Consider the following 14077-nt stretch of genomic DNA (forward strand, 5'->3'; position numbering starts at 1 on the left):
ATGAAAAAAGACGTTTTTGCAGTAGAAATTATTCAGGATTCATTGCTAGCCATTGGAGATGAAATGTTTGTCGCCTTAGCTCGTTCATCAATGAGTCCAGTGATATATGAGGTATTAGATTATGCCTGTGGTTTAACAGATGCACAAGGTAATTTAATTAGCCAAGGAAACGGTGTGACAAGCTTTATCGGAATGCTAAGTCCAATGGTTCAACATGTTATTGAAAAGTTTAAGTGGGGAGAAAATTTACACGAAGGCGATGTCATCATTATTAATGATCCATATGTAGGAGGAGGATCGCATTTATCAGATGTTGGTTTAGTATTACCGATCTTCCATAACGGGGAAATTATCGCTTATTCCGCCAATAAAGCTCATTGGACAGAAGTTGGTGGAATGGATCCAGGTTCGTTTACGAGTAATTCCAATGAAATTTATCAAGAAGGCTTACAGTTGCCAGGAGTGAAACTATATCAGAAAGGGGAGTTGAATGAAGCAATCTATGAAATTATATCTACGAATGTTCGTTTACCAGAGCTGTCAATCGGAGATATGTTCGCACAAGTCGCTGCATTAAAAACTGGTGAAAAACGAATCACTGAACTTTGTCAGAAATTCGGTGCTGAATCTGTTAAGTTGTCAATTGAAAAATTATTGGACAAGGGTGAAAAGATTGTCGAGCATGAGCTACAACAATTACCCAAAGGAGAGTTTTATGCAGAAGACTTTATTGAAGGAGATCCAGTAAAAGGCGGACCTTACCCTATCAAAGTAAAGGTGACGATAAATGATGGGAAATTCATTTGTGACTTTAGAGGCTCACATCCTGCAGTTCATGTACCTGTAAATTGTTCAGAGTTTGGATTAATGGCTAGTGTGAGAGTTATGTTTTTAGCGTTACTTGATGATATTGATGTGATTAATGAAGGTATATTTAAACGGTTAACAATCATTACAGATGAGAATTCCATTGTTTCTGCCAAACGACCACACCCAGTCTCGATGAATTTTGAGGCACGCATTGGAGCAGCAGATTTAATCTGGAAAGCACTTGCACCTCACTTACCAGAAAGACTTTCAGCGGGACATTTACAGTCTGTTTGTACATTTATTTTAACAGGTAAAAACCCAGACAACGACGAGTCATTCTTAATTGTAGAGCCATCTGTTGGCGGTTGGGGAGCCTCAAATGATAAAGATGGACAAAGTGGACAATATTGTATGGGAGATGGAGAAACGTATAACCTCCCTGTTGAGATTGCGGAGACAAAATACGGTATTCATATTGATGAATATAGCTTAAATTCCGATGGAGCAGGAGCGGGAAAATTTAGAGGCGGTTTAGGTGTACGTCGTGTGTATACTGTTAATCATGATGGACAAAAGGTCTCTGTCAACTTAGGCAGACATCAATTTTCACCATTTGGCTTAAATGGTGGAAAGGAAGGCTCACATAACTATTTAGTGATTCATAAAAAAGATGGTACAAAGCTTGGACCAGTTGGTGTACTAGCTAACTATGAGTTGCAAAAAGGAGACAAAATAGAACTTGTTACAGCCACAGGTGGAGGGTATGGCAATCCAAAAGAGCGCAGTATTCAAGCGATAGAAAAAGACTTGTTTAATGAATATATTTCTTTTGAAGTAGCAGAAAAGCACTATGGCTATAAAAATGCTTAAAAGGAAAAATATTTATCTGAAGAGTTAATAAAAATTACTCATCAATTTCAATCCCATATCTCAAAACTATAAATATATAGGAGTTGACTCAATGAATAATAAAGTATTACATCCTAGAACTTTAGAACCTGTGACTCTATTAATGGTAGTTTTAACATCTGTGATTGGTGCAATAATTGGGATACAACTGATTACTACTTTGGGGATTTCTGCTAATACATCGATTGTTGGTGCTATATTTGCGATGATTTTAGGAAGGATTCCTATTGGGAAGCTGATCGAGTTCAAATCCGTTCATAGACAAAATATTATTCAAACGGCGATATCATCTGCAACCTTTAGTGCAGCGAATAGTTTAATGTTGCCAATTGGTATTCCGTATGTTTTAGGTTATGAAAACTTAGTATTACCATTGTTTATTGGTGTTATTTTAGCGATGTTTGTTGATGCTTTATTATTATATAAATTTTTCGATACGAAGATTTTCCCAGCCACAGGTACTTGGCCGCCAGGGGTTGCAACTGCAGAAGCGATTAAAGCTGGAGATAAAGGCGGTAATAATGCAAAGGTTCTAATCGGTGGTGTTTTTGTTGGTATTGTGGGAGCTGTACTTAAAATTCCAATGTCAGCTTTTGGGGTAGCGTTTATCGGGAATATTTGGGCGCTTACAATGTTTGGGATTGGTCTTTTACTTAGAGGCTATTCTTTTCAACTATTTAATGTAGATTTAAACGAATATTATATTCCACATGGTGTAATGATTGGAGCCGGAATCGTGGCGCTATTCCAAGTAGGCTTTACTTTATTAAATAAGAAATCTGCTAAAAAGACTGAAAAGTTTGTATATTCTAAAGATTCAAAGGAAATTAGACAGGGCTTTGGCGCAGGGTTTATTGCTTATTTATTGATTGCTGTATTAATCGCACTTTTGAGTGGATTGATATCACATATGTCTTTCGGCATGTTGATAGGCTTCGTTGTTTTCGCAACAATTGCTGCATTTGTACATGAATTGATTGTTGGGATTGCAGCCATGCATGCAGGCTGGTTCCCAGCATTTGCAGTAGCGTTTATAACGCTTATTGTCGGAATTTTGATTGGTTTTCCGCCTTCAGCACTTGCTTTATTAGCTGGATATAGTGCAGCAACAGGAGTTGCCTTTGCGGATATGGGTTATGATTTGAAAACGGGTTTTATTTTACGTGGTCATGGTAGTGACCCCGCATTAGAAAAAGAAGGTCGTAAGCAACAAATGATCGCTGGTATTTTAGCCTTCTCTATTTCTGCCATTGTTGTTTTACTTTCTTATCAATCTTATTTTGCACAAGATTTAGTGGCACCTGTAAATCATGTGTATGCTGCTACAATTCAATCTGGTGTGACAGGTAACGTTGCTCAACAATTATTGATTTGGGCGATACCAGGCGCATTAATTCAACTGATCGGTGGTTCAAAGAGACAAATGGGTATCCTGTTTGCGACGGGTTTATTACTGATCAATCCTATTGCTGGATGGGCTGTTTTACTAGGTATTTTACTTCGCGTAATTTTCACTTATGTAACGAAAGGTAAGAGAGAATCTGAAATGACTGTATTTGCAGCTGGGGTGATTGCTGGAGATGCTTTATATAGTTTCTTCTCTTCAATTTTAAAAATAGGAAAATAGAAAGGAGTAATGGATGATGGTAAAAGTTCTATCTTATGAGGATGGTATTGCCGCTGTCTATGGGGGTGCAATACTCGGAGGCGGTGGAGGAGGCCTTCTAGAGGAAGGTTTAAAACTGGTTGAGGAAATATTCGCGACTGGTGCACCTCAGTTAATCGATATAAAGGAATTAAATAATGAAGATTTGGTCGCTTGTGTGGCGATGGTTGGAGCCCCTTCAGCGGCCGATCAATATATTTCTAATGAACAACTATGCTGGAGCTATAGAAATATGAATGTGTATACTGATAATCGATTAAAAGGAGTTATTACGAACGAAAATGGAGCTATTACGACCATTAACGGCTGGCTACAATCGGTTTTATTGAACGTACCGGTCGTTGATGCTCCTTGTAATGGACGAGCCCATCCAACTGGAATTATGGGCTCCTTAAATTTACATGAGCTAGAAGATTATAAAACTGTTCAATTTTATGCAGGTGGAAAAAATGATTTTGCGATTTGTGGCTTTGTTGAAGGTGATTTACAAAACACAGCAAAGACAGCTCGTAATGCTTCTATATTAGCAGGAGGGTTGGTAGGGGTAACTCGAAACCCTGTAACAATTGGCTATTTAAAAGAACATGGAGCCCCGAATGCAATTTCAGAGGCAATCGAGCTCGGCTATTGCTTCCTAAATGGACAAACAAGCGAAGAAAAATTGGAAAATGTCATGCGTCAATTGAATGGGATTCACATCGTATCTGGCCTAGTGAAAGATTATAAATTAACAAAGGAAAACGGCTTTGATGTAGGCAAATTAACTGTTGAGGATTTTCATTTAACTTTCTGGAACGAGTATATGACTTTATCGAAAGAGGGTAACATACAATCCAAATTTCCGGATCTTATCATGACTTTCGATGTGGACAAAATGATTCCTGTCCCTAGCGCAAGCATTAAAGAAGGTATGCGTGTTGCCGTTATTCAAGTTGACCAGTGTAATTTAAACTTAAGCACGACAATGAAAAATAAGGCATTGTTGCAGGAAGTGGAGGAGGTTATTGGAACTGTTCTATAAAAAGTAGCTGATGTACGACTATAAATAGTGAAAAAATAAACATATAACCATTATTTTTCTTAATGCGATTTTAAATCGAACTGGTCGAAATACCATCCAAGAAGTGGCTTTTATGAAACAAGAAGTTGGTGGCGAGTACAATGATGTTTATCGTGAATTGGAGGAACTAGCGATGAAGGACGAACATTTATTACAGTCATTTAATGTTTGGGAAGAGCTAAGTTTATCACAGGAAGATGTTATTGCCTATCAATCTCGCTTAAAGTATATCCTTGACGAAGAGGCAAAGATAGAGGATGTAAAGTATATGGCAGAGCAACAGGGAGTAGAAAAAGGGATAGAAAAAGAAAAAGAAGAAACCGCTAACAAACTTTTAGCGAATGGAATGGATATTGATTTTATTTGTAAAATAACAATAACAGGCTTATCTACGGAGCGTATTGAAGAAATCAAAGAAAGGCTAATTCAAAGTCGTGAAGATAAATAACGAAAAGGTTGACAAGGCTATCGCTGTTTGGGAAGAGCTAAGTTTATCACAGGAAGAAGTAATTGCCTATCTATCACGCTTAAAGTATATCCTCGATGAAGCGGCGAAGTTAGAGGATGTGAAGTATATGGCAGAGAAAAAGGGGATAGAAAAAGGAAAAGCAAAAGAAAAAGGAAGAAAAGAAGTGAAGGAGGATGTTGCTAACAAACTTTTAGCGAATGGTATGGATATTGATTTTATTCGTAAAATAACAAACTTATCTGTGGAGCGTATTGAAGAAATTAAAGAAAGGCTAATTCAAAAGCATGATGATAAATAACGATAAGGTTAACAAGCCTCGTCATGTCCTTATCCCGTGTTCAGAATAATTTTTTCCTTAGGTGTGTCTTAGAAGGAAAATGGAGAATAAAGTAGGGAAAAGGGAGATAGGAGATATATGTCTTTAATATGGAAATTGAAAAAACAATAAAAGCTGCCATCATCTACAATAAATAAGATGGGCAGCTTTTATTGTTTCTTCAGCGGGTTGGTATTACATAACATAACTATCGTTCCTACTTCCTTCATAACTTAATACTTCATATACGGCTTAAATGAAATTCGGAAAAAATATTGCCTAAAAAAGAATTCTCTAGTTTTGTTAGCACGACTCTAATGATTCAGCTTTTCGCATATGTTGGCAAGAAATTGGTGTACTATTTGCCACTAATGGGAGGAGTTACGTTCACACATATTCAAGATAATGAATAAAAGAAGGTAACAACAATTAATGATAAAAATATCACACGTTTGCGACATTTGGTCAAAGCCTTCTTGGTCGTGAAAACAGGCTAACTGTTTGTTCACTTATTTCGTCATGTACATTCACTATGCGGATTAAAACAAAGAATTTCTAAGGGAAAGTGTTCACTTTTATTTGTTTTTTTTAGATGATTGCTTTACTCTATAAGCACGTCATCTTTCAACACAATATTCAATTGTAATCCCGCTGAAGTTGTTAAATTTGTCAAAACATAGTTCTTGTACAACACTGAAATAGTGAGCTTACAGAACAAAGATAGTTGTTCTGTATATTCATCTTACAATATTCTGAAAAATTAGTCAATTGAAAACACCTTTCCGTGTGTTTTTTTTTGTGAGCGAAGAGATTACATAACTACTAACTATTCTAAGCAATACAGTATAATAAAATATGAAGGGACTGAACAAAGAATATGAACAATTTAATGAACAAAGTACGAGATATTTATGAGCAATTTGATGCTAGTCATGATTTTCAACACATTGAACGTGTTTATCAAAATGCATTAATGATATTATTTACAGAGCCGGAAGCCGATGCAGAAGTCGTGAAAATTGCTGTGCTTTTGCATGATGTAAGTGATAAAAAGTATACCGATAGCAAAGAGCAAGAAAATAAACTAATTGCCGAGCTGTCTTTAAGCGAGGAGAAAAAGCAACATATTCGAGATTGCATCGCACAAGTATCGTTTAATGGTGGCAATGAGCTAGAAGCAACTTCTACCGAAGCAAAAATAGTGCGAGATGCAGATCGCTTAGATGCGATTGGGGCAATCGGTATTGCACGCACGTTTGCTTATGGTGGGGCTAAGGGTCGAAAACTTTACGATAAGGAAGAGGATGCACGTACGGATATGACAGAGGAGGAGTATCGTCGTAAAAATACATCCTCAGTTACACATTTTTATGAGAAGTTATTATTGCTGAAGGATTTAATGATTACAGAAAAGGGCAAGCAAATGGCTGAAGAGCGCCATCAATTTATGGTACAGTTTTTAGAGCAATTACAAAATGAAATAGGTGAGTAACTACTCATGCTACTAAAAAAACCGTTGTCTATTTCAATAGACAACGGTTTTTTAGGGCTGAAAAATGTTGATTCATTTACTATGGAAGGAGAATAAATAACAAAACATGTACGTTGTTTTTACTTCAATTTTTTCGGCTACCGCTCGAGAAGGATATGAGTCTGCAATGGTACCATAACTATAAAACCCTACCGCTACTTTATTACTGACCTTTAAGGTATTAGTATTTTGATAACAAAACATACTGTGAAATCTTCAAAATCATCCCTTCCTATAGAAAAAATGTTCTCCAGCTTTCATCTTACTCTCTAACGTTGTTATTAATTGAAGAAAATCATAATCGGAAAGCTCTATACGTCTTCTATAAGCTGTGATTCGAAATCTTGAACAGTTGATAATAACGCTTCCCATATAATAGCTATATCTTTTTCTTCTGTACGCCAATTGCTAAAGGCAGCACGGATTGCAGGAACTCCATTATAAATAGTTGGTGTCATGAAGACATTTCCTTGCTGATTTAAATTAGAAAGAAAATGATTGTTCATTTCAGTCGTTATGGATTCTTTATTTAAAGAAAAGCATACGACATTTAATCTTACTGGAGAAAGAAGCTTAAAGTATTGACTATCGTCTATTTTTTGTCCAAGCTGTTTAGCTAGCTTTACATTTTCCTCAATAAGATGTTGGTACCCCTTTTTGCCATATGCTTTTAACGTAAACCATGCAGGTAGAGCACGGAATCGTCGAGAGTTTTCGGGTGTCAGATCAAAAAAATCTGGATTTTCAATCGAGCCTCCTAAATAGGCAGCATTATTTTGAAACACTGCCACCTGCAGCTGTTGATGACGAGTAAATTGCATAGCAGAGTCGTAGGGCACATTTAGCCATTTATGTGCATCAATCGTAATTGAGTCAGCATAGTTCATTCCTTCTATTAATTCTCTATATAGTGGAGAACAAGCTGCAAAACCGCCAAATGCAGCATCGACATGTAACCAGAAGTTATATTGAGTTTTTAATTTTCCGATGGCAACTAAATCATCAAAGTCTACAGTATTAACCGTTCCAGCATTCGCTACGATAATACATGGTTCATTTTTATGGAGTTCAAGATATTCCTGTAATTTAGTTATATCAATAGCTTCACGATTTTCCTGACAGGGAATTTGATGAATAGATTTCCTACCTATACCTAGCATAGCGGTTGCTTTGAAAATACTTGAATGTGGTGTACCACTCACTATTTTAATCTGGGGAATATCGTATAAACCATCAATAGAAGTGCTTTTTCCATAGTGTTGTGCAATCCATTCTCTTGCTTGAGCAAGACCTACGAAATTAGCCATTGTGGCCCCACTTACGAAGGTACCACTATAGTCATTACTTAACAAAAATAATTCTTTTAACATATCAATCGTTTCTAATTCAATGTATCCAGCGATTGAATCTTTCGAGTTTGATAGGTTTTGATCATAAACACTAACTAACCAATCCCCTATGATGGATGCAGGAGTAGCACCGCCCGTTACAAATCCTAAATATCTTGAACCAGCACTGCCACTTAAGCTTTTCGCATAATTTTGAGTGAAAAAATCAAGAGCTGCCCTTGAACCACTTCCTATTTCGGGAAGTTCATTTTTAGGTAGATTGTAGGAATGAGTAGATACAGCCCTATCTTCAAGGTCATTAAAAAAATTAGTAGCATGATGTACGACTTCATTTAAAATACTGTCAAAAATTTCTTGATCATGTTTCATTATGTTCATACTTGACCAATCTCCTTGTCTTATCATTTTGCTTGCCTTACGCTTTTTACAATATATAGTGATATATATAACAGTCAATCAACGAGTATAACAGTGGGAGGACCTATGAAAATAAAGCTGAATCGTCAATCAGATCAATCGTTAATTCATCAGATTTCGGACAATTTATCGGAAAAGATACGAGCAGGCTTGTTAGAGGAAGGTAGTCAATTGCCGTCAATTCGGAACTTTTCAAAAGAAAATCAAGTTAGTCTTGTTACTGTAAGTAAAGCTTATGCATTGTTAGAGAAAAACGGCTATATTCAATTGAAGCATGGGAAGGGCGCTTTTGTTAGAGAGAAGAAACAGAGAACTGGTACTAAAAGTAAGACCGATTATAATTGGCAACTAGCTATCCCAGATTATATTCATCGCTCTCAATACATGTTAAATTTGGGAACTGAAAATTCGATTAAATTATCTAGTGCTACAATTCATCCAGGACTATTACCGTCAACATACCTATCGAAAGAAATTTTTCAGGTTTTACAGGAAGATCCGCAAATTGTAGCACGCTATGGCCCTGTCCAAGGAGACCACGCAGTTCGAGAGGCAATTCGGAACCATGTACAACAATATTGTCAAATCCAAACGAGACCTCAAGAGATCATCATTACAAATGGTGTTCAGCAAGGAATTGATTTAGTTGCGAGAACATTTATTGGGCCAGGAGACATTGTTATTACGGAAGCGCCCACATATACAGCGGCAATTGATGTTTTTAGAAATCGGGGAGCACATATTATTCCTATTCCTATGGATGAAGAAGGTATGCAGACCGATATTTTAGCTTCATTATGTTTAACAAAAAAACCAAAGCTTGTTTATACAAATCCTACATTTCATAATCCAACAGGTACTGTTTTAAGCGAAGCTAGAAGAAACGAGTTATTAGAACTCGCTCAACACAATAGCTTCCTTATTATTGAGGATGATTCATGGAATGAAATTTATTTTGATGATAATCCACCACCAACAACTATCAAATCATTAGATATGAATGGTCATGTTATCTATTTAAAAGGTTTTAGTAAAGCTTTAGCGCCTAGTTGTAGAATTGGTGCAATTATATCGAATGGGACAGTTCACCAACGGCTATTATCGGCAAAATCTAGTGCTGATTTAGGGAGCCCACTTTTAACACAAAAGGCGCTTATTCCTTTTTTAAGTTCAAATAGAATGAACACACATTTAGAAAAGTTACGTATTGCTCTTGAAGTAAGAAGAGATCAAACGATTAAGTTGTTGGAAAAGTATGCGCCTGAAGGGGTTACTTGGGTAATGCCTAAAGGAGGTTTAAATATTTGGGTGTCTTTGCCTAACGATAGAAATACAGATGAAGTACTTTTCAAAGCACAGCAATCCAACATTTCTTTTTTACCAAGCTCTGCATGTTATCCGGGAGAACCTCAATATAATCATATGAGAATTAGTTATTCCTTTCCAAATCATCAAGAGCTTGAACAAGGAGTAATTGAACTTTGTAAGATTATTACATTGTATTTGCAGGACAGAAAGTGAGGTGATTTCACTTTTTTTACTGTCTGAATGTAGGAGGATTGATTATTGATTCTCACATATAAGTTAATTTAAACGATATGAGTATCTTTTCCGTGGAAAGTGCAAATGCTAACCTTAATGTATTTGATATAGTTAAAAATGCTATAAAAAAAGTATCTTTTTTTCAATAATATTAACAAAATGGGGAATATTTCTGAATCGAGATCATTTTTTTCTTAGAAATAAGCTAAAACTCTTTTCATCCATTACATAAAGCATATATAATTACTTATGTTTTTTCGACAATGGGGATCTTGAATTAGGTCTATTTTTCATTCACATATTAGATCGTGGGAGAAATCTCCTTTTAAATACATTGGGGTAACCGTCAAAGGAGTTTTAACATCATGAAAGAAGAAGCAAAAAGCGCAGTCAAATGGGTTCCTTTCTTCATTACCCTTGCTGTTGGCGTAGCTATCTGGTTTTGTCCAGTACCTTCAGGAGTAGAGGAAAAAGCGTGGCATCTGTTTGCTATTTTTGTTGCGACAATTATAGGGTTTATAACGAAACCATTGCCAATGGGAGCTATATCCTTTATTGCTATGGCTATGATTGCCATAACGAATACATTAACCATTGAAGAGACATTAAGCGGTTTTGGCAATTCAACGATTTGGCTAATTGTTATTGCCTTCTTTATTTCTCGTGGATTTATTAAAACGGGACTAGGAGAACGAATTGCCTATGTATTTGTTCGTCTTTTTGGGAAAAAAACTTTAAGTCTGTCTTACTCTTTACTAGCTAGTGACCTGATATTAGCGCCAGCTATTCCTAGTAATACAGCTCGTGCTGGTGGTGTAATATTTCCAATCATCCAATCACTATCTCATACTTTCGGATCTAGACCAGAAGACGGGACAGAGCGTAAGATGGGTGCCTTTCTTTTGAAGGTAGGCTTTCAAGGGAATTTAATAACGTCTGCTATGTTTATGACAGCCATGGCAGCAAATCCTCTAATTGTTAAGTTAGCAAGTGATTCAGCTGGAGTAACTATTACTTGGTTTGGTTGGGCAGTAGCCATGATAGTCCCTGGATTAACGGCTTTAATCGTTGTTCCTTATGTTATTTATAAAATCTATCCGCCTCAAATCAAGGAAACACCAGAGGCAGCAGCTATCGCTAAAAAGAAACTGGATGAATTTGGTCCACTGAAAAGTTCTGAAAAACGAATGATTGTAGTATTTGTAGCTGTGTTGTCGTTATGGATTGGCGGAGACTACCTAGGCATTAGTGCCACTACAGCAGCTCTTATAGGTCTTTCATTGCTGTTATTGTTAAATGTGTTAACATGGGCAGATATTAAAAAGGAAGAAGGAGCATGGGATACGCTAATCTGGTTTGCAACACTATTTATGATGGCATCTTTTATGAACAAACTAGGACTGATTCCGTGGTTTAGTAATGAAGTTGGTGGACTTGTATCCGGGTATAGCTGGATATGGGCTGTTTTAATATTAGCATTAGTCTATTTCTATTCTCATTATTTCTTTGCGAGTTCCACTGCCCATATTAGTGCGATGTATGCGGCATTTTTATCTGTTATGCTGCAAGCAGGAGCACCTGCCATGTTGGCAGCTATATTATTAGCGGCATTTAGTAATTTATTTGGCGCCACTACTCATTATGGTTCTGGTCCAGCACCGGTCTTCTTTGGTGCAGGTTATATTGATCAAAAAAAATGGTGGACAGTTGGATTTGTAGTTTCCGTTGTTACTATCCTAATTTTTGTTATAGTAGGAGGACTATGGTGGAAGCTTCTTGGTTATTGGTGAAATAATTTGCTTCTGTATCCGGATAGAAATAATTTCTATCCGGATATTTTTTTGTGATTTTTAATTGAGCTTGAAGAGGGAAAGTCCAACATTAAATCCCGATTTTTGGTAATGAACCAAAAGTATAGGTGAAGTAGAAAGTTTATTCCCTCGCTCGTCTTCATTTTGCAGTTAATGGAGGAGGCCTGTTTTTAGAAAGCTAAGCTGAGTTTGTTGTCCTTTGTTTACCTGTCATTTGGTGTTATGATAAAAATGGATATCAATAATAAACTACATATTAAAAGTAGTATGGACACAAACAACACCTAATGAAAGAGATGGACAAGTGTAATGAGTCATTTAATAGTACAAAATCTAACGAAAACAGTGGGCGATAAAACGCTCTTTCAAAATATTGAATTTACGATTTATGAGGGGGAGCGAGCTGGACTAATTGGTATTAATGGTACTGGTAAATCCACATTGCTTTCTATTTTAGCTGGTGAAATCGAAGCGGATTCAATGAATGTTGACCGCCCAAATAAATACCGTGTAGCTTATTTACCACAGGATCCTACTTTTGAAAGCGGAGAAACTGTGTTACAAGCAGTGTTTGCAGGGGATTCACCTATTTTAAAACTTAATCGTGAATATGAGGAAACGGTTGCTGCACTTGCATTAAATCCGACTTCAGAAAGTTTACAAAAAACTTTATTTAGCTTACAGCATCGTATGGATGAGGAGCAGGCATGGGATGTCAATGCACTCGCTAAGACAGCACTTACGAAGTTTGGAATTGAAATGTTTGATAAAGAAGTATTAACACTGTCAGGTGGTCAGCAAAAGCGCGTTGCTTTAGCTAAAGTATTAATTGAGCCGGCAGATCTTTATTTATTGGACGAGCCTACCAACCATTTGGATGTGCAGTCAACGGAGTGGCTGCAGGAAATGGTGTTACGATTAAAGGGAGCAGTTATATTTATTACCCATGATCGTTATTTCTTAGATGAGCTGTCTACTCATATTTACGAGCTAGCTGATCAAACATTATACCGACATACTGGGAATTATGGGGATTATTTAGAAGCACGTGCTATTCGTGAGGAAATGAAAGCAGCCTCCGCACAAAAAGACCGTAACCGCTATCGCTCAGAATTAAAATGGATTCGTCGTGGAGCGAAAGCGCGTTCTACGAAGCAAAAGGCACGTATCCAGCGCTTCGAGCATTTAGAGGATAACTTGGAGCGTAAATCTGAGGATGTTTCTCTTGAAATTGGCCTTGCAACAACACGTCTCGGTCGGAAGGTTTTAGAGGCTGAAAATATTTCAAAGGCTTTTGGTCATCAAAAAATCCTGGATCACTTTTCATTTTTACTACAGCAGGGCGATCGTATCGGTATTATCGGAGCAAATGGTGTAGGAAAATCAACATTATTGAACATGCTAGCAGGTGAGCTTCCACCTGATGCTGGTGAAATTCTTGTTGGTTCGACAGTGAAGTTAGCGCATTTTAAACAAACTCTACCAAAAATGAATGAAAATGAGCGCATGATTGAATATATCCGCGAAGCTTCAAATGATATCACAGATGCAGAGGGTGTACGTTATTCTGCTGCTCAAATGCTCGAACGTTTCTTATTCCCACTTCATTCGCACGGTACACCTATCGGTAAATTATCGGGTGGTGAGCGTAAACGTCTGCATTTATTACGATTATTAATGGAGCAACCAAACGTACTGTTACTAGATGAGCCTACAAATGATTTGGATATTGAAACATTAGGTGTGCTCGAGGATTTCATTGAGCATTTCCCTGGAGTCGTTATAACTATATCCCACGATCGCTTTTTCTTAGATCGAATTGCGAAAAAGCTGTGGATTTTAGATGGTCTTGGACATGTTAATGAGACGCTTGATATTTACAGTGAATATTTACAAAAGCGTGAACAGGAAGTCGCTGTAAAGGTAGAAGCGCCAAAAGTCGAAAAACCTAAGACCGAAAAGCCTAAATCGGACAAGAAAAAATTATCCTTTAAAGAGCAAAAAGAATGGGAATCGATTGCTGATGAAATAGAAAAGACGGAAACAGCGATTATGGAGACAGAAGAAGGTATTGCCAACGCTGGTGCTGATTTTACAAAGCTACAGGAATTAACGGCGAAGCTAGATGAGCTAAATGCACAATATGAACACCTTATTGAAAGATGGTCATATTTAGATGAAATCGTAAATGGATAAG

The 14077-nt window shown here is 36.9% G+C and carries 10 protein-coding genes; 9 read left to right on the top strand and 1 reads right to left on the bottom strand.

What is annotated here, in order from left to right:
- The 6 genes from ABH968_RS08400 (at position 1) to ABH968_RS08425 (ending at position 6722) form a co-directional block, all read left to right on the top strand.
- Entirely contained in the window at positions 1–1680 is a 1680-nt protein-coding gene (locus tag ABH968_RS08400; protein ID WP_370043572.1) for a hydantoinase B/oxoprolinase family protein, read from the top strand.
- 91 nt (positions 1681–1771) lie between these two features.
- A complete protein-coding gene (locus ABH968_RS08405) occupies positions 1772–3346 on the top strand; it encodes an OPT/YSL family transporter (protein WP_370043573.1) in 1575 nt (524 codons plus the stop codon).
- Positions 3347–3359: 13 nt separating this feature from the next.
- Complete coding sequence (locus tag ABH968_RS08410; protein ID WP_370043575.1) at positions 3360–4406, top strand: S-methyl thiohydantoin desulfurase domain-containing protein; 1047 nt, start codon at positions 3360–3362, stop codon at positions 4404–4406.
- A gap of 112 nt (positions 4407–4518) precedes the next feature.
- Positions 4519–4893: a hypothetical protein gene (locus ABH968_RS08415; protein WP_370043577.1), complete on the top strand. Its 375-nt coding sequence runs from the start codon at positions 4519–4521 to the stop codon at positions 4891–4893.
- Entirely contained in the window at positions 4880–5212 is a 333-nt protein-coding gene (locus tag ABH968_RS08420; protein ID WP_370043578.1) for an RpnC/YadD family protein, read from the top strand. Before ABH968_RS08415 ends, ABH968_RS08420 begins: the two co-directional genes overlap by 14 nt.
- A gap of 895 nt (positions 5213–6107) precedes the next feature.
- Positions 6108–6722 carry an HD domain-containing protein gene (locus ABH968_RS08425; RefSeq protein ID WP_370043579.1) on the top strand — a complete coding sequence of 205 codons (615 nt, stop codon included), beginning with the start codon at positions 6108–6110 and terminating at the stop codon, positions 6720–6722.
- Between the two features lie 350 nt (positions 6723–7072).
- Here ABH968_RS08425 and ABH968_RS08430 read toward each other — a convergent pair whose 3' ends face one another.
- Entirely contained in the window at positions 7073–8488 is a 1416-nt protein-coding gene (locus ABH968_RS08430; protein ID WP_370043580.1) for a pyridoxal phosphate-dependent decarboxylase family protein, read from the bottom strand.
- 105 nt (positions 8489–8593) lie between these two features.
- Here ABH968_RS08430 and pdxR point away from each other — a divergent pair, with 105 nt between their 5' ends.
- The 3 genes from pdxR (at position 8594) to ABH968_RS08445 (ending at position 14076) form a co-directional block, all read left to right on the top strand.
- A complete protein-coding gene (gene pdxR / locus ABH968_RS08435; RefSeq protein ID WP_370043582.1) occupies positions 8594–10048 on the top strand; it encodes a MocR-like pyridoxine biosynthesis transcription factor PdxR in 1455 nt (484 codons plus the stop codon).
- Between the two features lie 386 nt (positions 10049–10434).
- Positions 10435–11859: an anion permease gene (locus ABH968_RS08440; protein ID WP_370043583.1), complete on the top strand. Its 1425-nt coding sequence runs from the start codon at positions 10435–10437 to the stop codon at positions 11857–11859.
- Between the two features lie 330 nt (positions 11860–12189).
- Positions 12190–14076, top strand: coding sequence for an ABC-F family ATP-binding cassette domain-containing protein (locus ABH968_RS08445; RefSeq protein WP_370043584.1), 1887 nt, complete (start codon positions 12190–12192; stop codon positions 14074–14076).
- The last annotated feature ends 1 nt before the right edge of the window (position 14077 follow it).

It is taken from the genome of Lysinibacillus sp. RC79, from assembly GCF_041262405.1.
In the GTDB taxonomy this organism is placed as follows: domain Bacteria; phylum Bacillota; class Bacilli; order Bacillales_A; family Planococcaceae; genus Lysinibacillus.